Annotated in this window: 18 protein-coding genes; 10 read left to right on the top strand and 8 right to left on the bottom strand. The window is 72.5% G+C overall.

All coding sequences use genetic code 11. The annotated features are described in order from the left end of the window. Position 1 precedes the first annotated feature (1 nt). The 3 genes from ACU6P3_RS31700 to ACU6P3_RS31690 all read right to left on the bottom strand — a co-directional run bounded on the left by ACU6P3_RS31700 (position 2) and on the right by ACU6P3_RS31690 (position 4,060). Complete coding sequence (locus tag ACU6P3_RS31700; protein WP_447195221.1) at positions 2-754, bottom strand: class I SAM-dependent methyltransferase; 753 nt, start codon at positions 752-754, stop codon at positions 2-4. 227 nt (positions 755-981) lie between these two features. After that, entirely contained in the window at positions 982-3,012 is a 2,031-nt protein-coding gene (locus tag ACU6P3_RS31695; RefSeq protein ID WP_447195220.1) for a PhoX family protein, read from the bottom strand. A 415-nt stretch (positions 3,013-3,427) separates the two neighbouring features. Beyond that, positions 3,428-4,060 (bottom strand): FMN-dependent NADH-azoreductase, encoded by a 633-nt coding sequence (locus tag ACU6P3_RS31690; RefSeq protein ID WP_447195219.1) that lies wholly within the window; start codon positions 4,058-4,060, stop codon positions 3,428-3,430. A 142-nt stretch (positions 4,061-4,202) separates the two neighbouring features. Between ACU6P3_RS31690 and ACU6P3_RS31685 the strand changes: the two genes are divergently transcribed. The 6 genes from ACU6P3_RS31685 (at position 4,203) to ACU6P3_RS31660 (ending at position 12,774) form a co-directional block, all read left to right on the top strand. Beyond that, on the top strand, positions 4,203-4,814 hold the full coding sequence (locus ACU6P3_RS31685) for a TetR/AcrR family transcriptional regulator (RefSeq protein WP_447195218.1): 612 nt from the start codon (positions 4,203-4,205) through the stop codon (positions 4,812-4,814). 312 nt (positions 4,815-5,126) lie between these two features. After that, positions 5,127-8,789, top strand: a complete 3,663-nt coding sequence (locus ACU6P3_RS31680; protein WP_447195217.1) for a nitrate reductase subunit alpha — start codon at positions 5,127-5,129, stop codon at positions 8,787-8,789. A 1-nt stretch (position 8,790) separates the two neighbouring features. Beyond that, positions 8,791-10,401: a nitrate reductase subunit beta gene (gene narH, locus ACU6P3_RS31675; RefSeq protein WP_447195216.1), complete on the top strand. Its 1,611-nt coding sequence runs from the start codon at positions 8,791-8,793 to the stop codon at positions 10,399-10,401. Further along, the gene (gene narJ, locus ACU6P3_RS31670) at positions 10,398-11,024 is read left to right on the top strand and encodes a nitrate reductase molybdenum cofactor assembly chaperone (protein WP_447195215.1); all 627 of its coding nucleotides are present in this window, start codon (positions 10,398-10,400) and stop codon (positions 11,022-11,024) included. The genes narH and narJ overlap by 4 nt, the downstream gene beginning before the upstream one ends. Continuing rightward, positions 11,021-11,779, top strand: a complete 759-nt coding sequence (narI, locus tag ACU6P3_RS31665; RefSeq protein ID WP_447195214.1) for a respiratory nitrate reductase subunit gamma — start codon at positions 11,021-11,023, stop codon at positions 11,777-11,779. The genes narJ and narI overlap by 4 nt, the downstream gene beginning before the upstream one ends. Beyond that, entirely contained in the window at positions 11,779-12,774 is a 996-nt protein-coding gene (locus ACU6P3_RS31660) for a tellurite resistance/C4-dicarboxylate transporter family protein (RefSeq protein WP_447195213.1), read from the top strand. Before narI ends, ACU6P3_RS31660 begins: the two co-directional genes overlap by 1 nt. Positions 12,775-12,822: 48 nt before the next feature. Here ACU6P3_RS31660 and ACU6P3_RS31655 read toward each other — a convergent pair whose 3' ends face one another. From ACU6P3_RS31655 to ACU6P3_RS31635, 5 genes are all read right to left on the bottom strand, one after another. Next, positions 12,823-13,437, bottom strand: a complete 615-nt coding sequence (locus ACU6P3_RS31655; RefSeq protein ID WP_447195212.1) for a MarR family winged helix-turn-helix transcriptional regulator — start codon at positions 13,435-13,437, stop codon at positions 12,823-12,825. 7 nt (positions 13,438-13,444) lie between these two features. Further along, positions 13,445-13,606 carry an aspartate racemase/maleate isomerase family protein gene (locus tag ACU6P3_RS31650; protein WP_447195211.1) on the bottom strand — a complete coding sequence of 54 codons (162 nt, stop codon included), beginning with the start codon at positions 13,604-13,606 and terminating at the stop codon, positions 13,445-13,447. Positions 13,607-13,800: 194 nt separating this feature from the next. Next, entirely contained in the window at positions 13,801-14,523 is a 723-nt protein-coding gene (locus ACU6P3_RS31645; RefSeq protein WP_447195210.1) for a ribonuclease H family protein, read from the bottom strand. Further along, a complete protein-coding gene (locus ACU6P3_RS31640) occupies positions 14,520-15,782 on the bottom strand; it encodes a PP2C family protein-serine/threonine phosphatase (RefSeq protein ID WP_447195209.1) in 1,263 nt (420 codons plus the stop codon). The genes ACU6P3_RS31645 and ACU6P3_RS31640 overlap by 4 nt, the downstream gene beginning before the upstream one ends. Before the next feature lie 304 nt (positions 15,783-16,086). After that, a complete protein-coding gene (locus tag ACU6P3_RS31635; protein WP_447198149.1) occupies positions 16,087-17,061 on the bottom strand; it encodes an aldo/keto reductase in 975 nt (324 codons plus the stop codon). Positions 17,062-17,430: 369 nt separating this feature from the next. Between ACU6P3_RS31635 and ACU6P3_RS31630 the strand changes: the two genes are divergently transcribed. The 4 genes from ACU6P3_RS31630 (at position 17,431) to ACU6P3_RS31615 (ending at position 21,681) form a co-directional block, all read left to right on the top strand. Beyond that, positions 17,431-18,540: a FecCD family ABC transporter permease gene (locus ACU6P3_RS31630; RefSeq protein WP_447195208.1), complete on the top strand. Its 1,110-nt coding sequence runs from the start codon at positions 17,431-17,433 to the stop codon at positions 18,538-18,540. A gap of 101 nt (positions 18,541-18,641) precedes the next feature. Next, positions 18,642-19,676, top strand: a complete 1,035-nt coding sequence (locus tag ACU6P3_RS31625; RefSeq protein WP_447198148.1) for a FecCD family ABC transporter permease — start codon at positions 18,642-18,644, stop codon at positions 19,674-19,676. 55 nt (positions 19,677-19,731) lie between these two features. Then, positions 19,732-20,610, top strand: coding sequence for an ABC transporter ATP-binding protein (locus ACU6P3_RS31620; protein ID WP_447195207.1), 879 nt, complete (start codon positions 19,732-19,734; stop codon positions 20,608-20,610). Positions 20,611-20,637: 27 nt separating this feature from the next. Then, positions 20,638-21,681: an iron-siderophore ABC transporter substrate-binding protein gene (locus ACU6P3_RS31615; RefSeq protein ID WP_447195206.1), complete on the top strand. Its 1,044-nt coding sequence runs from the start codon at positions 20,638-20,640 to the stop codon at positions 21,679-21,681. Positions 21,682-21,696: the final 15 nt, after the last annotated feature.

The following is a 21,696-nucleotide window of genomic DNA, read 5'->3' as shown; positions in this document are numbered from 1 at the left end:
GTCACGCCTGCTTTTCGAGGACGAGGATCTGCCGCCGGGTGCGCCGGACGACCGGGGCCGCCGGATCGGGCAGGGCACGCAACTCCCGTACGAGCGGCGCGACCTTCTCGTCGAACACGGCGTCGTCCACGGCCCACAGGTGGTACAGCATGCGCTGTTCCAGGCCGGAGGCGATCTGCTCGGGGCTGTGTTCGTGCGTCGCGGCTTCCAGTTCACCGACCTCTACGGCCTTGAAACCCACCGACTCGGCGAGGGGCACGACGTGTTCGGCCCGGTCGTCCGCTTCGGCGGTACGGGACTGGATCTCCTCCATGATCCTGCTGACGGGGTGGTCGTCGAAGAGGATCATGCCGGGGATCACCACGTACCGCCCGCCGGGCTCGAGGACGCGATGGACCTCGGCGAGTCCTCTGCGCAGGTCCCCGACGACATGGGTGACCCAGACGCTGTACACCTGGCTGAAGGTGGCCGGGGCGAAGGGCAGGGCGGTGAGGGAGGCGGCCGCCACGACCTGGCCGACGCGACCGACCGCCTTCGTCAGCATGGAGTGGGACAGGTCGATCCCCATCACCGTGTGCCCCAGTTCGGTGAGGGCGAGGGCCACCACACCGGTTCCCGTTCCCGCGTCGAGGAGGAGCTCGTCCTTCGCGGTGCGCCGGCTGATGGCGGGGGCGATCCTGCGGCCCCGCGCCTCACCTCCGCGTGTCTGGTCGTAGAAATCTGCTGCCGGGGAAAAGTTCACAGACGACTGCACGGTCACCCACTTACTCGAACCAATAGCGTGCGGATATCTACTTTCTGTTGGACTTCCGTCGCGGAACACCGATCAGGAACGTGCGGTTACGAAAGCGCAGGACCACATCCCTGCCCTTTTGGAGCTTTCACGGCGACGGAGAGGAGGCGGATACGGATGTGGATACGGATGTGGATACGAATGCGGCAAGGGCGGAAATACGGCCGCCCTCGGGAGACGGACCTGTGTCACGGCCGTCTTCGGACAAGAGGACCGCCGTCGCTTCTTCGTACGGCGATGACCGCGGCGCGCGGCTGGCTGTCGCCACCGTCCGGCCAGTGCGAGGCGGGGTCCCGGGCGTCGGCTTCGGGCAGTTCTCCGGGGTGCTGCACGGAGACCAGCACGAAGTCGGGGCCGATGACCGGGCCGCAGCACTCCGCGCCGGTCGGCACGGTCAGGAAGCGCCGGACGCGGCCACGTTCCGGGCCGCTCAGCGGGACCACGTAGAGCCCGTCGTTGAGCCCGCCCCGACGGCCGGCGTCCGTCGCGATCCACAGGTTGTCGTACTCGTCGAACGCCAGGTTGTCGGGGCACGAGATGGCGCTGACCCGGCTCTTGTCGAAGCCCGCGTAGTACGTCCCCGGGGACCGCGGGTCACCGCAGACGAGCATCAGCCGCCACACGAAACGCTCGGATGCCGGGTCGTCACCGCGCTCGCGCAGTTCCAGAATGTGCCCGTCGCGGTTGCGCGTGCGGGGGTTGGCCTCGTCGGGCCCCGGGACGCCCGCGGCGCCCCGGTAGTCGTTGTTGGTCAGCGCCGCGTAGACCCGGCCCGTACGAGGGTGCGGCTGGACGTCCTCCGGCCGGTCCATCGGGGTCGCCCCGGCCAGGTCCGCCGCCCGCCTGGTGAAGATGTAGACGTCGTCGCCGGTCATGCCGGGAACGAAGCTGCGGTCGTTGTGCGCCAGCGGGATCCAGGTGCCCGTACCGTCGAACTCGCCGTCCCGCGGCGGCCTCCCCCGGCCGTCGATCTCGCGCGCGGGGCTGTCACCGGTGAATCTCGCCGCGTAGAGCGTGCCGGAGTCCAGCAGTCGCTTGTTGTGCTCGCGGGAGCGCCGGTCGTCGCCCTCGCGCATGCGCTCGTCCGAGACGAACTTGTACAGGTACTCGAAGCGCTCGTCGTCACCCATGTACGCCACGACCCGGCCGTCCGGGGCGACCGAGATGTTGGCGCCCTCGTGCTTGAAGCGGCCGAGCGCCGTGTGCTTGACCGGTACCGAGTCGGGCCGGAGGGGATCGATCTCCACGATCCAGCCGAAGCGGTGCGCTTCGTTCGGCTCCCGCCCCAGGTCGAAGCGGGTGTCGTACGTCTCCCAGGCGCGCGTCGAAGCACCCTCGGCGAAACCGAACCGCCGCAGGCCCTCCCTGGTCGCCGGGTCCGTCACACGCTCCGCGTACGCGAACGGCATGTGCACGTTCTCCTCGCCCGACAGCACCGTGCCCCAGGGGGTCGTGCCGCCGGAGCAGTTGGCCATCGTCCCCAGGACGTGCCGTCCCTCGGGGTCCGCGGAGGTGCGCAGGCGCGGTGACCCGGCGGCCGGCCCGCGCAGCTCGAAGGGGGTGGTCAGCGTGATGCGCCGGTTCCACCGCCCGTCGGCGCGCGCCCGCAGGCGCCCGTCGCGCGAGGAGCGCTCCACCAGCACCACGGACATTCCGTACGCGGCCCAGGCGGTGCGCACATGCTCCTCGGACGGCGCCGCGGGGTCCCAGTCGGGGTACATCAGCGGCTCGGTGGCGTACTCGTGGTTGCTGACCATCAGCCAGCGGTCGCCGCCCGGCAGCGGGACGAGGGCGCAGTAGTCGTTGTTCACGCCGAACTGGCGGGACTGCGCGGATTCCGTCTGCCGGTCGAAGTCGAAGGGCGGGGCGTCCGGAAGGACCGGGTCTCCCCAGCCGATGAGCACCTCGTACTCGAATCCCGCGGGCACGGTGACGCGATCCCGGCTGTCGGGCGGTACGGGCCCGAAGTCCGGATGGCCACCGGGCTCCGCCCCGGACAGACGGGGCGCCGCGGGTACGGTCCGCGCGGTGAGGTCGGCCGACGGGGAGAGCAGCGCGAGTGCCCCGCCGCCGAGGACGGCCCGGCGCGAGATCGCCTCGCGCAGGACGGTTCCGAAGGGGGTGTTCCCCGAGGTGTTCGGAGCATCCTGGGCGCAGGCATCGCCGCACCGAAAGGAACAGGTACGCGCCGAGCGGAGAACATGTCGGCCGATGGACAAAAGCGGTAACTGCCGTGCCGACACGCCGTGAACCACCCTTTCCCGCAATTGACTCCCAGGACGCCTTCAGCAGTATGCATGAGCATACGCCGGGTGACAATAACGCCCAGGCGGCCCTTGCGCACCGGCACGGTCGACGGAATCTCGGCGGCGATCGATTAAATGCCGCCCCTATGTTCTCCGGCGGCCAAAAGCGGCGCGTCCTCTGGTTCTCAAGTATCCCGCGAGACTGCTGCGCATAAAGAAATAGAACGCGTACGCGGCGGAAACAAAGGAGTTCACCGCCGTAGGCCCGGCACCTTGTCCCGTACCGCCGCCACGACGGCCGGACCGCGCGAGCGCACAGCATCCGACGGAGGGGACGACGGGGCCCTGCCGCCACCGTCCCGCCGTCCCCTCCCCCGGACGGGTCCCGTCAGCTCCCCGCGAGCGCCCGGCCGGCGTCGCGGGCGGCGGCGAGCGCCTGGGAGTGCTGCTGCTCGGCGAGGCCTCTCAGCCCCTCCATGGCGGGGTTGGTGGCGGCGAGGGTGAGCTCGCGCTTGACGACGGTGAGTTCGGCCTGCCAGACGTCGGCGAGGATGCGCTCCAGGTACGGGGTGGAGTGGTCCCAGCCCTCACGGGGAGTGCCGGGGCCGTAGCCGCCGCCGAGGGTGGTGACCAGCACGGTGGGCGTGCTCTTCAGCAGCGGGGTGGTGGGGCCGGCGCCCGCGATCACGAGGTCCACCCAGGTCTTGAAGTGCTGGGAGACACCGAAGTTGTACAGCGGTACGGCCAGGATCGCGGCGTCGGCGTTCTGGAGCTCTTCCGCCAGCGCCGCCCCCAGGGCGACCGCCTCGCGCTGGGCCGGGCCGCGGTCCGCCTCGGGGGTGAAGGCCGCGGTGGTGGCGAGCGCCCAGGCGTCGGCGGGCAGGGGGTCGGTGCCGAGGTGACGACGGGTCACGGTGGCGCCGGGGTGGGCGGCGGTCCACTCGGCCTCGGCGATGTCTGCGATCTCGGCGCTGCCGGAGGTGCCGGGCAGGATGCTGGCGTCCAGGCGGAAAAGGTTCATGGTCACGATTCCTCGAAGAGTGGGTGGTCCGCGATGGCGGACATGGTGTGGGAACGACGGCGGCCCGGGTGCCCGGGCACCGCCACGCTCACTATAAACGGACTTTACCCCGCTTAGCTTCCCTGGCGGTAGGATTGGTCACGTGAACCGGTCTGCAGTGCCTTTCGGGAAGCCGCGCGGCGAGCGCGCCGACGCGGTGCGCAACCGCGAGCACCTTCTGAACACCGCCCGCGAGATGATCGCGGAGCACGGAGTGGAGAAGGTGACGATGGACGGCCTGGCCGAGCGCGCCGGCCTGGGCAAGGGCACCGTCTTCCGTCGCTTCGGCACCCGGGCCGGCATCTTCCGGGCGTTACTGGACGCGGACGAGCGGCGGTTCCAGGAGCAGGTACTGTCCGGACCGCCGCCGCTCGGGCCCGGCGCCACCCCGGAGGAACGCCTCGTCGCCTACGGCCGCGCCCGCATCGCGTTCATCCTGGACCACCACGCCATCGCACGGGCTGCCCAGGACCGCAATCAGCCCTCCCCCAGCGGCGACGCGTCGCTCTCCCAGCTCCACATCCGCATGCTGCTCGACCGGGCCCACGTGCGGATGCCCAGCCTGAACGGCCTCGCGATCCAGCTCACCGCCGCCCTGGAAGCACCGCTGCTGTTCTCCCTGTCCATGCCGGAAGCCGACCCGCCCCCGGTGCCGGACGCGGACCGCCTCCTCGGCGACAGCTGGCAAGGGCTGATCGAACGCATCATCCACTGACGAAGCGACCGTCCGGGCGAGACCGCGTCCGGGCGCCGGCACGCGCCCTTGGCGCCGTCCCGCTCGCGCGACCGCACTTCGCACCCGCGCCGAGTGGAGGCAGCCCCGCCGCCACCTCCCGGGCCACACACGCCCCACGGACCGGCGCGCGAATCATTGCAAAGCGCAAGAAAAATAACGTCTAGACACATCCAAATGGCGAAAAAGCGTTATCCGTGACCGTGCTGACAGGAGCAATCTGACCCTCGTCCGTTGAGGTGCGCGCCGGAGACGACCGGTCCGGTCGCGCGACCTCCGAGGGGAGCTTCTGGCATGTGGCGTGGCAAGGACAAGGCGGAGCGAGTCGCGGGGGACGCGGCCGAACGACTGCTCGCCGCCGGGCGGTTGTTGCAGCGGTCACCGACGACACCCGAAGGACGGGCGGTCTTTCGCCATGATCAGAAAGTCAACGACCAGCCGTACCGGGATCGTTGGTCGCACGACAAGGTGGTGCGCTCCACGCACGGGGTGAACTGCACGGGATCGTGCTCCTGGCAGGTGTACGTCAAGGATGGTCTGATCACCTGGGAGACGCAGGCGACCGACTACCCCTCGACCGGTCCGGACCGGCCCGACTACGAGCCGCGGGGCTGCCCGCGCGGGGCGTCCTTCTCCTGGTACACCTACTCCCCCACGCGGGTGCGGTACCCCTACGCACGCGGTGTGCTGGTGGAGATGTTCCGCGACGCCAAGCGGCGCCTCGGCGGTGACCCGGTCGCGGCCTGGGCCGAGATCACCGGTGATCCGGACAAGCGGCGCCGCTACCAGTCGGCGCGCGGCAAGGGCGGCCTGGTGCGGATCGGCTGGGACGAGGCCCTTCAGATCGCGGCCGCCGCGCACGTGCACACACTGCGGGCGTACGGGCCGGACCGGATCGCGGGATTCTCGCCGATCCCGGCCATGTCGATGGCCTCCCACGCGGTCGGCGCGCGTTTCATGTCGCTGATCGGCGCGCCGATGCTGTCCTTCTACGACTGGTACGCGGACCTGCCGATCGCCTCGCCGCAGGTCTTCGGCGACCAGACCGACGTACCGGAGTCGGGTGACTGGTGGGACGCGGCGTATCTGATGCTGTGGGGTTCCAACGTGCCGGTGACCCGGACGCCGGACGCGCACTGGATGGCCGAGGCCCGGTACCGCGGTCAGAAGGTGGTGGTGGTCTCCCCGGACTACGCGGACGCGACGAAGTTCGCCGACGAGTGGCTGCATCCCCATCCGGGCACCGACGGGGCCCTGGCCATGGCGATGGGGCACGTGATCCTGCGCGAGTTCTTCGTCGAGCGGCGGGTGCCGTACTTCACCGACTACGTCAAGAGCTTCACCGACCTGCCGTTCCTGATCACTCTGGAGGAGCGGCAGGACGGTTCGTACACACCGGGCGCGTTCCTCACCGCGCAGGAGGCGGGCCTGGCGCGGGACGCGGAGGCGGGCACACGCCGCTGGATGCCGGTGCTCATGGACGCGGCGAGCGGGCGGACCGTGGTACCGAACGGCACGCTGGGCGACCGGTGGAGCAAGGCGGGCGAGGGACGCTGGAATCTGGCGCTCGGAGATGTCGATCCGTGCTTGAGCCTGTACGAGCGGCCGGGCGCGGCGACCGCGCCGGTGGTGCTGCCCCGCTTCGACGAGGAGGGGGCGACGCTCCGGCGCGAGGTGCCCGTGCTGCGGATCGGCGGGCGCCCGGTGACCACGGTGTTCGACCTGATGCTCGCCCAGTACGGAGTGGGGCGCGCGGGCCTGGGCGGGCAGTGGCCCGCCTCGTACGAGGACGCGTCGAGCCCCTGCACGCCGGCCTGGCAGGAGGCGATCACCTCCGTGTCCGCGCGGGCGGCCGTGCGGGCGGCGCGGGAGTTCGCGCGCACCGCGGAGCAGACCCGGGGCCGCTGCATGATCGTGATGGGGGCGGGCACGAACCACTGGTTCCACTCCGACACCATCTACCGCTCCTTCCTGTCACTGCTGCTCCTGACCGGCTGCCAGGGCGTCAACGGCGGCGGCTGGGCCCATTACGTGGGACAGGAGAAGGTGCGCCCGTACGCGGGGTGGCAGCAGCTGGCCACGGCCGCGGACTGGGTGCGCCCGTCCCGGCAGATGGCCGGGACGCCGTACTGGTACCTGCACACGGACCAGTGGCGCTACGAGAAGTTCACGGCGGACGCCCTGACCTCGCCGACCGCGCCCGGGGCGCTGGCCGGGCTGCACACCGCCGATCTGGTGGCCCGTTCGGTCCGGCAGGGCTGGATGCCGTCGTACCCGACGTTCGGCGTCAATCCCCTGGAGCTGGGGGCCCGGGCGCGCCGGGCGGGTACCGACCCGGCGCGCTGGCTGGCCGCCGAGCGTGCGGCGGGCCGGGTGTCGTACGCCTGCGAGGACCCGGACGATCCGGCCAACTGGCCCAGGGTGCTCACCGTGTGGCGGGCCAACCTGATCGGTTCCTCGGCCAAGGGCAACGAGTTCTTCCTGCGGCATCTGCTGGGCGCGTCCGACAACGCGAGCGCTGAGGAGGCGCCGCCCGACGCCCGGCCGCGCGAGGTGGCCTGGCGCGAGGAGGCGCCGCGCGGCAAGCTCGACCTCCTCCTCGCGCTCGACTTCCGCATGACCTCCACCACCCTGTTCGCCGATCTGGTGCTGCCGGCGGCGACCTGGTACGAGAAGCACGACCTGTCGAGCACGGACATGCACCCCTATGTGCACGCCTTCTCCCCGGCGATCAGCCCGCCGTGGCAGGCCCGCACCGACTTCGAGATCTTCCACGGCCTCGCCGCCGAGGTGAGCCGGCTGGCGAAGGGGCGTCTGGACACGGCATACGACCTCGTCGCGACCGCGCTCCAGCACGACACCCCCGCCGAGGCCCCGCCGCACCGTGACACCGAACCGCAGCTGACGGTGGTCGAACGGGACTACACCGCGATCGCCGAGAAGCTGGCCGCCCTCGGGCCGCTGCCCGACGAGCTGGGCATGCAGGTCAAGGGCGTCACCGTGCGCACCGCCGCGGAGAGCCGGTGGCTCGCCGCCCGCTGCGGCACCGCGGCGGACGGCCCGGCCCGGAGCCGGCCCCTGCTGGACACGGACGTCAAGTTCTGCGAGGCGATCCTGGCCCTGTCGGGCACCACCAACGGCCGGGTGGCGGCCGAGGGGTTCGGGCGGCTCGCCGAGCGCTGCGGCACCGGGTCCGACCTGACGGAGCTGGCCGCCTCGGTCGCCGAGCGGCGTGTGGAGTTCTCCGACACCCAGGCCCGTCCGGTGCAGGTCGGGGCGAGCTTCGAGTGGTCGGGCAAGGAGGCCCCGGACCGCCGGTACGCGCCGTTCACGATCAACACCGAACACCTCAAGCCGTGGCACACGCTCACCGGCCGTCAGCATTTCTACCTCGATCACGAGTGGATCGCCGAGTTCGGTGAGCAACTGCCCGTCTACCGGCCCCCGCTGGACCTGGCGGCCCTCGGCGAACAGCCGCGGCCCGGCGACGGAGCGGGCCGGACGGTCACGGTGCGGTACGTGACACCGCACTCGAAGTGGTCCATCCACTCCGAGTACCAGGAGAACCTGCTGATGCAGACCCTGGCCCGCGGCGGCCCGGTGATCTGGATGAGCGTCACCGACGCCGAGGCCGTCGGGGCGGTGGACAACGACTGGATCGAGGCGCAGAACGCCAACGGCGTGGTCGTGGCCCGCGCGGTCGTCTCGCACCGCATGCCGCCCGGCACGGTGTTCATGTACCACGTGCAGGAACGCCTGGTGAACGTCCCCAAGTCCGAGGCCACGGGACGACGGGGCGGCGTCCACAACGCGCTGACCAGACTGCTGGTCAAGCCGACCCACCTGATCGGGGGCCACGCCCAGCTGTCCTTCGCGCCCAACTACTACGGCCCCACCGGCAATCAGCGTGACGCCGTCACCGTGATCCGGCGTCGTACACAGAACGTGGAGTACTGAGATGCGTGTGATGGCACAGGTCGCGATGGTGATGAACCTCGACAAGTGCATCGGCTGCCACACCTGTTCGGTCACCTGCAAACAGACGTGGACCAATCGGTCGGGAACCGAGTACGTGTGGTTCAACAACGTCGAGACCCGCCCCGGTCAGGGCTATCCCCGCGGCTACCAGGACCAGGAGAAGTGGCAGGGCGGCTGGCGCCTCAAACACGGCCGGCTGGTGCCGCGCAGCGGCGGCCGGGCCCGGCGGCTGGCCCGCCTGTTCGCCAACCCCGAGCTGCCCTCGCTGGACGACTACTACCAGCCGTGGACTTACGACTACGACAACCTCATCAGCGCACCGCTGGGCGACGACGTGCCCACGGCGGCGCCCCGGTCCCTCGTCGACGGCCGCCCCACGGCGGTGACCTGGGGGCCCAACTGGGACGACGACCTCGGGGGCGGGCCCGAGCACATCGCGGGCGATCCGGTGCTGAAGAAGATGAACGAGCAGGTGCGCCTGGAGTACGAGCAGGCGTTCATGTTCTACCTGCCCCGGATCTGCGAGCACTGCCTGAATCCGTCCTGTGTGGCGGTGTGCCCCTCCGGAGCCCTGTACAAGCGGGTCGAGGACGGCATCGTGCTCGTGGACCAGGACCGGTGCCGGGGCTGGCGGATGTGCGTCAGCGGCTGCCCGTACAAGAAGGTGTACTTCAACCACTCCACCGGCAAGGCCGAGAAGTGCACGCTGTGCTATCCGCGCATCGAGGCCGGGCAGCCCACCGTCTGCTCCGAGACCTGCGTGGGCCGGCTGCGCTACCTCGGCGTCATCCTCTACGACGCCGACCGGGTCGGCGAAGCCGCCGCGACCCCCGACGAACGCGATCTGTACGAGGCCCAGCTCGGCTGCTTCCTCGATCCGGCGGACCCGGAGGTCGTGCGGGCGGCGGAGGAGGCCGGCATCCCGCACGACTGGATCAACGCCGCGCGCCGCTCCCCCGCGCACGCCCTGATCTCGCGCTACAGGGTGGCGCTGCCGCTGCATCCGGAGTACCGCACCATGCCGATGGTGTGGTACGTCCCGCCGCTGTCCCCGGTGGTGGAGTCGCTGGCCGCCACCGGCCACGACGGCGAGGACCCGGCCAAACTGTTCGCGGCCATCGACTCCCTGCGCATCCCCGTCGGTTACCTGGCCGAGCTGTTCACCGCGGGCGATCCCGCTCCGGTGGAGGCCGCGCTGTGCCGCCTGGCGGCGATGCGTACCCATATGCGCCGCGTCAACCTCGGCGAGCAGCAGGACCCGGCCATCGCCCGTGCCGTCGGCATGGACGCCGCCGACGTGGAGTCCATGTACCGGCTGCTCGCCCTGGCCAAGTACGACGAGCGCTATGTGATCCCGACCAGCTACACCGCTGCCACCCCCGGCGACCTGGCCGCCGGATGCAGCCTGGACCAGGAAGGCGGGCCCGGCATGTACGACGCGGAGACCTTCCACGCCCCGCCGCTCGTAGGCGCCGGGGCCGAGCCGGAGCCCGCCGGGACGTCGCTGCGCGGCCGGGTCAACCTCCTCAACTGGAACGGCCGCGGACGGCCCGAAGGGCTGTTCCCGCGACGCGGGGAGCGGCGGGCATGACCACCGCGCTGATCCACCAGGCGGCGTCGCTGTCGCTGCTCCACCCCGACCGGCACTGGCCGGACCGGCTCGCGCTCGTCGCCGAGGCCCTCGCCGGCTCCTCCGCGCCGGGGGCCGAGGCGCTGCTGCGCTTCCACACGGCCGTCGTCGGCGTCCCCGTGCTCGAGATGTCGGCCCGCTACGTCACCACCTTCGACCGCAGCCGCCGTCGCACCCTGCACCTGACGTACTACACCGACGGCGAGACCCGCCGCCGCGGCCGGTCCCTGCTGCGCTGGCAGGACCTCTACCGCGCGCACGGCTGGCGGCCGCCCAGCGACGAGCTGCCCGACTTCCTGCCGCTGGCGCTGGAGTTCGCCGCCCGCTGCCCGCGGCCCGGACGGCGTGCCCTGCGGGAGCACCGGGCCGCGCTCGAGCTGCTCCGTCTGGCGCTGCGCGACCACCGCAGTCCGTACGCCGACGTCCTCGAAGCCGTCTGCCGCACCCTGCCGGGGGCGTCGCCCGCCGACCGGGCCGCCGCCCTGCGGCTGGCCCGTACCGGCCCGCCCACCGAAACCGTGGGCCTGCCGCCCTTCCCCCGACGAGCCACGAACGCCGCCCCCGTGAAGGAGATCCCCCGGTGAACCACCTGCACACCACGCTGTGGGGCGTCCTGCCCTACCTGGTCCTCGCGCTGATGGTCAGCGGTTCCGCGTGGCGCTACCGCTACGACCGGTTCGGCTTCACCACCCGCTCCAGCCAATTGCACGAGCACCGCCTCCTGAGCGTCGGCGGTCCCCTCTTCCACTACGGGCTCCTCTTCGTCGTCGCCGGGCACGTCGTCGGTCTGCTCGTCCCCGAATCCCTCACCGAGCGGTTACACATCCGCGAATGGCTCTACCACGCGAACGCGGTGATCGTCGGTGGCGCCGCGGGGCTGGCCACCCTCGCCGGACTCGCGATCCTGCTGTACCGGCGCCTGCGCGTGCCCGCCGTCCGGGGCGCGACCAGCCGCAGCGACCGCCTCGTCCACCCGGTTCTGGCCGCCGTGCTGCTCGCCGGACTCACGGCCACCGCCACCACGCTCGAGGCCCACCCGTACGACTACCGCCTGGGCGTCTCGGTGTGGTTCCGCTCCCTGTTCACCCTGGACCCCGATGTGCCGGCCATGGCGCACGCTCCGCTCGTCTACCAGGTCCACGCCGTGCTCGGCATGGCGCTGTTCGCTCTGTGGCCGTTCAGCCGCCTCGTGCACGCCTTCACCGCGCCGCTGGGCTACCTTGCCCGCCCCTACGTCGTCTACCGCTCCCGTGGCGCGCGGCACACCCCGGGCTCCGAGCGTTCCGGCCCCTACGCCGTGCGGAGCGAGCCCGTACGGGACACCGGCACACGCCGGTGATGTGGCGGACCGCGCGCGAGAAGTGCCGGAACCTGCCGCCCGCCGCTTTCGCGCCCGTCATGGCCACCGGCATCGTCTCCCGGGCGCTGGACGGGACCGGCGCGCACCTCGTCGGGGCGCTGCTTCTGGGCGTCGCGGGCATCACGTACCTCGCGCTGCTCGCGGCCTCGACCGTGAAGGTGGTGTGCCACCCGGACCGGATCCGGGCCGAACTGCGCGACCCGGCGCGCGCGTTCGGCCACTTCACCTTCGTCGCGGCGAGCGGCGTCCTCGCCGCCCGCCTCGGCGGGCCGGCCCCCGTCACGGTCTGCCTGCCGGCCGTGGCCGCCGTGGTGTGGGTGGCGCTCGGCGGCGCGGTCCTGGAGCTGCTGTGGAGCGCGCCCCGGGTGGCGCTCGCGCGGGCGGACGGTTCCTGGTTCCTGGCCACGGTCGGCCTGCAGTCCCTCGTCATCGCCGTCACCGGTCCGCGTACCGGCCACACCGCCGTGGCCGTGGCACTCGGTCTGTGGGCGCTGGGTGTGCTGCTGTACGCCGCCACCCTCGCGGTGATCGTCCGCCGGCTGCTGCGCCACCCGCCCGGACCCACCGGCCTGGGCCCGTCCTACTGGGTCGCCATGGGCGCCGCCGCCATCAGCACCCTCGCCGGTGCCCAGCTCCTCGCGCACGGCACTCTGCTGCCCGGCCGGCTCCCCGGTCCTCTCACCGACACGGTCCTCAGCCTCTGGGTCTGGGCCACCGGTCTGATCCCCTTCCTGGTGGCGGCCGGGATCTGGCGCCATGTGCACCACCGCGTTCCCCTGGTCCACGACCCCGCCCTGTGGTGCATCGTCTTCCCGCTGGGCATGTACACCACCGCCACCACGCACCTGACCGCCGTACCGGGAAGCCATCCGCCCGCCACGGCCACCCACCTCCTGGCGTGGACCGCGCTGGCTGCCTGGCTCGCGGTGCACGGCCGCCTCGCCGCCTCTCGTCTCCAGGCCCGCCGCCCCTGACGCGTCAGGTTCGGTGCCGGGGCCCCGCGCCCGGGGGCCGACCGCCGGTCAGAGCACCGTCCTCCGGAACTCCTCCGCGGTCCCGGGCACCGCGATGGACCGGTCGCCCGCCGCCGCCAGCAGGGCGCACAGGCCCTCGACCAGACCGGCCCGTACCTCCGCCGGCACTCCTTCCACCAGCTTCTCCACCTCGCGTCTCCGGTGTGCCAGCACCTTCTTCGCCAGGTCCTCTCCCCGGGGCGTCAGTGACAGAACCACTTCGCGCCTGCTGTCCGGGTTGGTACGGCGGTCCACCAGCCCCGTATTCTCCAGCCGCGCCACCGCGCGCAGCGCGGTCGACGGGTTCACCCCCAACACCTCGGCCAGTTCCACGAGCTTGACCGGCCCGCACCCCTCCAGGGCCACCAGAGTCCGTAGTTGGGGGAGCGACAACGACTCGTCGACCTCGGCCAGCGCCCGGGCCGACATCCCCATCACCAGCCGGGCCGCCGCCATCACCACCGACACCACGTCGTCCGCCCCCGCCACCGCGTGACGCTCCCCCAGGTCACCCATGGCCCGCCCCTCCCACTCGCCCCGTCCGAAGGACCCGGGGCCGCCGTCGATCAGTCCCTCCGCGCTGTCAGGGTACGGGGCGGGCGGCAGCGCGGGAGCGCGGTGCACACCGGCCTCAGAGCCGCAGCAGCGCTCCTCCGCCACGGGCCCGGCCGCCCACCGAGCGCAGCAACGCCCACATGGTCGCCTGGTTGGCGCTGATGACCGGCTTGCCGAGTTCGCGCTCCAGCGGGGCGACGGCCTCGTAGGTGGGCAGGGCCTTACAGGGCCGTTGCACAGGTACGCCACGGAACACCGCACCGGGTCGGGGAGCCACCGGCGCAGTTCCTCCTCCCGTTCGAAGTCGAACGAGGCGACCACCCCCACCTGCCGTCCGTTCGTACGCGTCGTCGGCACAGCTCCCTCCCCGGATCACGGGCACGGACACGGTACGGGCAGGCGGCGGGCGGGTGCGGGGTGCCCCGGGAAGCGCTACGCGCCCCCGGTGGCGGTCGCGCACGCCGGGTGCCCCCAGCCGTCCGTGTTCTTGGCGATCTGCTCACCGGCCCCGTAGGCGCCCCCGCACCGGCACCGGCCCGGGAACTTCGCCTTCAGGGTCCTGCCCGAGGCCCGCTTCCGCGCCGCTCCGCCCCCTGCCCGTGACCCGCCACCGGCACCTGAACCCGGCCCGGACCTCGCCCGCGCCGGGTCCGGCGCGGGCGGGGGCGGCGGGGAACCGAGCGCGCTGCCCGCGTCCTCCTGGGTGAGCGCCGCCCGGCTCGCCGCCCGGTCGGCGAAGTCGTTCAGCCGGTCCCCGCCCACCTGGTGCGCGGGCACGTAGCGGAACTCCACCGAGCGGCCGCCCAGCAGTTCGTCGATCCTCATGACCAGTTCCTGGTTGGCCACCGGTTTGCCCGCGGCGGTCTTCCAGCCCTTCCGCTTCCAGCCCGGCAGCCAGGTCGTCACCGCCTTCATCGCGTACTGCGAATCCATTCGGACCTCCAACGGCACCGCCGGGTCGGTGGCCGCCAGCAGACGCTCCAGGGCGGTGAGTTCGGCGACGTTGTTCGTCGCCCTCCCCAGCGCTCCGGCCTCCCACCGCACCGGCTCCTCGGCACGGTCGGCGATGACCCAGGCCCAGCCGGCCGGCCCGGGATTTCCCTTCGACGCCCCGTCACACGCGGCGATAACGCGTTCACCCATACGTCCGATCATGCCAGGCCCGCCGGGTGCCCGGCCCTGCCGGGGCGGGGCCGGATACGGGCGACGAGGAGCGCCACGTCGTCCTCCGCGCGGTGGTGGTCCACCAGGCCGAGGATCCGGTCGAGCACGTCCTCGACCGGCGCCCCGGGCGGCAGCCGGTGGGCCGCGAGCCGGCGCAGGGACACGTCGATGTCCTCGTCCCGGCGTTCCACCAGGCCGTCGGTGAACATCAGCAGCGTCTCCGCCGGTGTGATCGTGTGCGTGGTCAGCTCGTAGCCGCCGAGCCCCGTCCCCAGGGGCGGGCCGACGGACACCGGAAGCACACGCGCGGTGCCGTCGCCGGAGAACACCACCGGCGGCAGATGCCCGGCGGCGGCCACCGACGCCTTGCCGCGCACGGGGTCCATCCGTACCAGCAGGCAGGTCGCCGGGCGGCGGGTGTCGCTCTCGGCGACGGCGGCGTCGACCTGGCGCAGCACCCGGTGGGGCGGCAGGTCGGTGGAGGCGATGTACCGCAGGGCGGAGCGGTAGGCGCTCATGTCGACCGCCGCGTCCAGGCCGTGCCCCATCACGTCTCCGACGACGAGGAGCGTGCGGCCGTAGTGCAGCCGGACACTCTCGCACCAGTCGCCGCCGACCAGGGCGCCGCCGCCCGCGGGCAGGTAGCGGGTGGCGAGTTCCAGGTTGGGGTGCGGTCGCCCGGGCTCGGCCAGGAGGGCCCGTTGCAGGTTCAGCGCGGTGTCGCGCACCGCCGAGTGCCGGCCGGCGTGCCCGAGGTGGACGGCCGTCAGACGGGCCGCGAAGGCCATGGCCGCCGTCTCGTCGTCGGTGAAGCGCTCGCTCTCGCGGACGGCGAGCAGCGCGCCGTGGACCCGGCCGTGCGCGAGGAGCGGGACGCGGAGTGCCGTCGGCGGGGCCCCGTCCGCGGCCGTGGGCACGGTGGCCGCGCGGCCTTCGGCCGGGGCCCGTGCCCACGCGGTGTCGGCGTGCTGCCCGGCCCGGTCCCCGGCGGGGCCGCACGCGTCCACCAGGTCCGGCTTGCCGGCCTGCGCGACGCGCTCCAGGAGGGTCACGGGCGGTGGCCGGTGTGCCGGAGCGTCGTCGGGCAGCAGGTCGACCGTGACGGCGTCGCACAGTCCGGGGCACAGGAACTGGGCGAGTTCCTGTGCGGTGGTCACCCGGTCCAGGGTGGTGCCGATCAGCTCGGGGGCTTGTTCCATCAGGCGCAGCCGCGCGGCGACTCCCGCGCGCGCACCGTCCTCGTCCGACACGGCCACCTCCCACATGTCGCTTCCCGGCGGCCCGGGGCCCCGCGCCGGTGCCGTCAGATGACATCACACCGGCCGGCCGCCCCGCCGGACCGCAACGACACAGCCGCGGTGACCGTCCGGCGCGGTGACGTCCCGGACGGCGATGACGCCTCGGGACGGCGGCGCGGGCCGCGCCGGAACCGGTGCCGGACCGTACGGCTCATCGTACGACCCGGCACCGGCGCTCCCCGGCACGCGGGCACCACCGCCGTGCACCGCCGTTCTCCCCGGCGCGTGGTCCGGCGGCCCGTCGGCCGTGCCGCGCTCAGGAGGTGGCCGCCGCGTGCTCCTCCAGCGCGCTCTCGACGGCGGACAGTTCCCCTTCTTCCAGCGGTGCGGCCTCCAGGACCCGGAGGTTCTGCTCGAGCTGCCCGACTCCGCTCGCGCCGATCAGTACGGAGGTGACCCGCCGGTCCCGCAGCACCCAGGTCAGTGCCAGCTCGGCCAGGCTCTGGCCCCGCTCCCGCGCGATCTTCTCCAGTGCGCGCAGCAGTGTGAGCTTGGCGTCGGTGAGTTGGTCGCGGGTGAGGAAGTGCCCGACGGCCATCCGGGAGTCGGCGGGCACACCGTTCAGGTACCTGCCGGTCAGCTGGCCCTGGGCGAGCGGGGAATAGGCGATCACTCCGGCGCCCTCCTCCGCGGAGGCGGCTATCAGGCCGTTGTCCTCGATGGCCCGGTCCAGCAGGCTGTAGGCGTGCTGATTGATCAGCAGCGGGGTGCCGAGCCGCCGCAGGATGCCGGCCGCCTCCCGCATCTTCTCCGGCGGGTAGTTGGACAGCCCGGCGTACAGGGCCTTGCCCTGTCGTACGGCGGAGTCCAGCGCGCCCATCGTCTCTTCCAGCGGCGTGTCGGGGTCGTACCGGTGCGAGTAGAAGACGTCGGTGTACTCGACACGCATCCGGGCCAGCGACTGGTCCAGGCTGGCGAGCACGTGCTTGCGCGACCCGAACTCGCCGTAGGGGCCGGGCCACATGTCGTATCCGGCCTTGGTCGTGAGGAACAGTTCGTCGCGGTAGGGGCGGAAGTCCTGGGTGTAGATCGTGCCGAAGTTCGCCTCGGCGCTGCCGTACGGCGGGCCGTAGTTGTTCGCGAGGTCGAAGTGGGTGACACCGAGGTCGAAGGCGCGGCGCAGGACGGCGCGCTGTGTCTCCAGGGGGCTGGTGTCGCCGAAGTTGTGCCAGAGGCCGAGGGAGACGAGCGGCAGTTGGACGCCGCTGCGGCCGCAGCGCTGGTAACGCATGGCCGTGTAGCGGCTGTCCTCGGCGAGGTAGGGCGGTGGTTTCACGTGCTCTCCTGCTTCGGGTCGGGTCGGGGAGGGTGCGGAGGTACGGATCGGGCGCAAGCTGCCCGGGGCGCGACTCGGTGTGTACGACCCGCAGATGGTAATGGCCCGGGTTCCGTGACGGCAGGTGGGGCGTCGGGGGTTGGGCCGTGGTCCTCCCGGTGCGAGGGCAGTTCAGGGAAGCCGCACGTAATGTTAGGCTCACCTTACTTCACGAGATCACGACGCTCCGTGCGCCGCCGGCGCCTGTCCGCCCGCGCACGGTGACGCACGGCTGAGGGCGGTTCGGATGCAGGGTGGGGCGCACCACGTGGAAGGCGGTGACGCGTGACGGCCGGGCCCGTGGCGGGCGGAGCGGCGCGAGGATCCGCGTGCGAGCCGGCGTCCGGGGCGGTGTCCCGCCCGGAGCCCGCCGCGGGCAACGTCCGCTCCGTCCGGGGCCGGCCCACGCTCGCCCTGGGTGTGGTGGTGACGGTGGTCCTGCTCGTCGCCGCGGTGTGGACGAGTCTGGCGGTCGGTCCCGGTGACGTCTCCGTGCGGGACGTCGTCGCCGGTCTCCTCGACCCCGATGTGTCGGACAAGGGCCGGCTGATCGTGCGGGAGGAGCGCGTGCCGCGCACGGTCACGGGGCTGCTGGTGGGTGTCGCACTGGGGCTCGCCGGGGCGGTCATGCAGGGCGTCGCCCGTAACCCCCTGGCAGACCCGGGCATTCTCGGGGTCAACGCGGGGGCGTCGGTGGCGGTGGTGTTCGGGATCGGTGTGCTCGGACTGACCGCGCCGACTCAGTACCTCTGGTGCGGGTTTCTCGGCGCGCTGCTCGCGGCCGTCCTGGTCTACGGAATCGGCTCGCTGGGGCGGGAGGGCGCCACTCCCGTGAAGCTCGCTCTGTCGGGCGCGGCGGCGAGTGCCGTCCTCGGCTCGCTGACCACGGCGCTGCTGCTCAGGGACCGTGTGCTCTTCGACCGCTTCCGTTTCTGGCGGGTCGGCTCGCTCTCCGTCCCGGACCCGGAGGTGCTGTGGCAGGCGCTGCCGTTCGTCGCGGTGGGAGTGGTCTTCGCGCTGGCCCTGGGGCCGCGGCTGAACGCGCTCTCCCTGGGGGACGACCTGGCGCGGGCCCTGGGGCAGCGCGTGGGCCGGGCCCGGCTGGCGGCGGCCGCGGCCGTGGTGCTGCTGTGCGGGGCGGCCACCGCGGTGGCCGGCCCGATCGGCTTCGTGGGCCTCGTCGTGCCGCATGCCGCCCGGCTGTTCACCGGCCCCGACTACCGCTGGGTCCTTCCGTACAGCGCGCTGCTGGCCCCGGTGCTGGTCCTGGTGTCCGACGTCGTGGGCCGGCTGCTCGACCAGCCCGGCGGGGTGCAGGTCGGCATCGTGACGGCGGTGCTCGGCGCGGTTCCGTTCATCGTCCTGGTACGTCGCCGCCGGCTGGTGGAGCTGTGACCGGTGGAGTGGTGAGGGGATCCGACGTGTCGGTGGCGCGGGGACGGGCCGCGGGCGGAGGGACCGGGCCCGCGGCGGCGGCCGGGGCCCGTCAGGAGCGGCTGGCGGGCGCCGTACGAGAGGTCGCCCGGGTGCGGAGGGCGGGCCGGGCCAGGGGGATCGCGGTCCGCGTCGGGCTCGCGGTGGCCGTGGCGGCGGCTCTGTGCGTGTCGGTCGCGTACGGCGACCTGGTGGTCCCGGCCCGGGACGTGCTCGCCGTCCTGCTGGGTGGCGGCGATGCCGGTTCCCGGTTCGTCATCGTCGAACTGCGGCTGCCGCGCGCGCTGATCGGGCTGCTCGTGGGAGCGGCCTTCGGCCTGGCGGGCAGCGTGTTCCAGACCCTGCTGCGCAATCCGCTGGCCAGCCCCGACGTCATCGGTGTCAGCTCGGGCGCGAGCGCGGCGGCGGTGCTGGCCAGTGCGGGGTTCGGCGTCAGCGGCTACGGGCTCTCCGCGAGCGCGCTGTCCGGGGCGGTACTGGCCGCGGCGGCGATCTACGGGCTCGCCTGGCGCAGGGGTGTCGCCGGCCAGCGGCTGGTGCTGGTCGGCATCGGTGTCGGCGCGGCGCTGTCCGCCGTCGTGTCGCACCTGCTGACCAGCTCGGACCTGTCGGTGGCGCAGGACGCGCTGGCCTGGCTGACGGGCAGTCTCAACGGCCGGTCCTGGGAGCAGGCGTGGCCACTGATGGTGGCGCTCGCGGTGCTTGTGCCGCTGACCTTCCTCGCCGCGCGGACGCTGCCGACGCTGGAACTCGGCGACGACACCGCGGCGGGGCTCGGCGCGCGGGTCGAGTCCGGCCGGCGGGCGCTGCTGGGCTGTGCGGTGCTGCTCGTCGGGGTGGCGACGGCCGCGGCCGGGCCGGTGGCCTTCATCGCGTTCGTCGCGCCGCCGATCGCCCGGCGGCTGTCGCCCCGTCAGGGCGCCGCGCTGCTGCCCGCCGCGTTGACGGGGGCGCTGATCGTGCTGGTGGCGGACTTCGCCGCGCAGCATCTGCTGGGGTCCACCCAGTACCCGGTGGGGGTGGTGACGAGCGTGGTCGGCGCCCCGTACCTGCTGTGGCTGCTGGCCCGCGCCAACCGGGTGGGCAGGGGCGGATGAACGGCGGGGCGCGGACACCACGGACCACTCACGGCGTGAAAGGCGGGACCTGCACATGAGTGCGGAGCACACTCTGCGGGCGCGGGACGTCCGGCTCGGCTATGACGGCCGCGAGGTCGTCGGGGGGTTGAGCGTCGACATCCCGCCGGGCGGGATCACCATGATCGTCGGGCCGAACGCCTGTGGGAAGTCGACGCTCCTGCGCTCGATGGCGCGACTTCTGTCCCCGACCTCCGGGAGCGTACTGCTCGACGGCCGGAGCGTGCAGGAGATGCCGACGAAGGAGGTCGCCACGGTGCTCGGCATCCTGCCGCAGAGTCCGGTGGCGCCCGACGGGATCACGGTGAGCGATCTGGTGGGGCGGGGCCGCTATCCGCACCAGGGGTGGTTCCGGCGGTGGACGGCCGAGGACGACGCGGCCGTGGCGGAGGCGTTGCTGGCCACCGATGTGCTGGAGCTGGCGGCGCGGCCGGTGGAGGCGCTGTCGGGCGGGCAGCGGCAGCGGGTGTGGATCGCCATGGCGCTGTCGCAGCGTACGGACATCCTGCTGCTGGACGAGCCGACCACGTTCCTCGACATCAGCCATCAGCTCGATGTGCTGGACCTGTTGACGGACCTCAACCGGGAGTACGGCACCACGGTGGTGGCGGTGCTGCACGATCTCAACCTGGCGTGCCGGTACGCCGGTCATCTGATCGCCATGAAGGGCGGCGCGATCGTGGCGGAGGGGGCGCCGTCGGAGATCGTGACGGCCGAGCTGGTCACCGACGTGTTCGGGATGCGCTGCTCGGTCACCGAGGATCCGGCGTCGGGGACACCGTTGATCGTGCCGATGGGGCGGCACCACGTCTCCGCCGCGCCGGAGGCGGAGCGGGGACGGGACCGGGGGCCGGCGAGCGCGGGGAAGAGCGGGAAGACCACCGCCATTTCATAGAAAATAAGGATAGGCTAACCTCACTTCATGCGAATGCGAAGAACAGCCTCCACTCCCCCGGCCCGCCGTCCCCGGCGGGCCCCGGCCGCACTGTGGGTCGCGCTCTGCGCCCTGCTCCTGCCCCTGACGGCCTGCGGACCGTCGTCCGGCGGCGGCGCCTCGCCGAAGGGGGCGGAGGACTCCTCCGGCGCCTCGGCGGGAGCCTTCCCGGCCACCGTCGCGACCAAGTTCGGCGAGGTCACGGTCGAGGAGAAGCCGACCCGCGTCGTGGCCCTGGGCTGGGGGGACGCGGAGGCCGCCCTGGCGCTCGGCGTGCAGCCCGTGGGCGCCAGCGACTGGCTGGCGTTCGGCGGGGACGGGGTGGGCCCCTGGGCCAAGGGCAGGTATGACAAGAGCCCGCGGATGATCGGCACGCTGGAGCCGGAGTTCGAGAAGATCGCCGCCCTGCGGCCCGATCTCATCCTGGACACCAAGTCCAGCGGCGACCGGACGCGTTACGAGACCCTCAGCAAGATCGCGCCCACCATCGGCGTCCCCCGCGGGGGCGAGCAGTACAAGATCTCCTGGGAGAAGCAGACCGAGATGGTCTCGACGGCGCTGGGACTCGCCGACAAGGGCAAGGCGCTGATCGCCGAGACGAAGGAGAAGTTCGCCCGGTCGGCTGCCGCGCACCCGGAGTTCAAGGGGAAGACGATCACGCTCGGTTCCCGGACCGGCAGCGCGTTCGGCGCGTACGTGCACGGCACCGGCCGGGTCGACTTCGTCGAGCGCCTGGGCTTCACGAACAACCCGAAGGTGGAGGCCAGGGCCGACGCGTCCTTCTCCGTCACCCTCTCCCGGGAGAACCTCGACCTGCTCGACGCCGATCTGACCGTCATGACCCCGATCGGGGTCGAGGCGTCGAAGATCACCGACGATCCGCTGTACCAGGCGGTCCCCTCCGTCAAGGACGGCCGTGACGTGGTGTTCGACGACGAGACGCTCAGCTCGGCCTTCGCGACGGACTCGGTGCTGTCGGTGGTGTACGCCCTGGACAAGGTCGTTCCGCTGTTCGCCGCGCCGCTGAAGTGACCTGGCCGCCCGTCA

The sequence above is a fragment of the Streptomyces hebeiensis genome (assembly GCF_052983195.1).
The sequence above is the reverse complement of the archived record's forward strand: the minus strand, read 5'-3'. Positions and strand labels throughout refer to the sequence as shown.

What these genes read in the sequence shown, in the direction of transcription:
- ACU6P3_RS31620 (WP_447195207.1), top strand. Translation starts at nt 19,732, where the DNA reads ATGAGTGCGGAGCACACTCTGCGGGCGCGGGACGTCCGGCTCGGCTAT.
- ACU6P3_RS31690 (WP_447195219.1), bottom strand. Translation starts at nt 4,060, where the DNA reads ATGAACCTTTTCCGCCTGGACGCCAGCATCCTGCCCGGCACCTCCGGC.
- ACU6P3_RS31645 (WP_447195210.1), bottom strand. Translation starts at nt 14,523, where the DNA reads ATGATCGGACGTATGGGTGAACGCGTTATCGCCGCGTGTGACGGGGCG.
- ACU6P3_RS31635 (WP_447198149.1), bottom strand. Translation starts at nt 17,061, where the DNA reads ATGCGTTACCAGCGCTGCGGCCGCAGCGGCGTCCAACTGCCGCTCGTC.
- ACU6P3_RS31615 (WP_447195206.1), top strand. Translation starts at nt 20,638, where the DNA reads ATGCGAATGCGAAGAACAGCCTCCACTCCCCCGGCCCGCCGTCCCCGG.
- ACU6P3_RS31680 (WP_447195217.1), top strand. Translation starts at nt 5,127, where the DNA reads ATGTGGCGTGGCAAGGACAAGGCGGAGCGAGTCGCGGGGGACGCGGCC.
- ACU6P3_RS31660 (WP_447195213.1), top strand. Translation starts at nt 11,779, where the DNA reads ATGTGGCGGACCGCGCGCGAGAAGTGCCGGAACCTGCCGCCCGCCGCT.
- narJ (WP_447195215.1), top strand. Translation starts at nt 10,398, where the DNA reads ATGACCACCGCGCTGATCCACCAGGCGGCGTCGCTGTCGCTGCTCCAC.
- narH (WP_447195216.1), top strand. Translation starts at nt 8,791, where the DNA reads ATGCGTGTGATGGCACAGGTCGCGATGGTGATGAACCTCGACAAGTGC.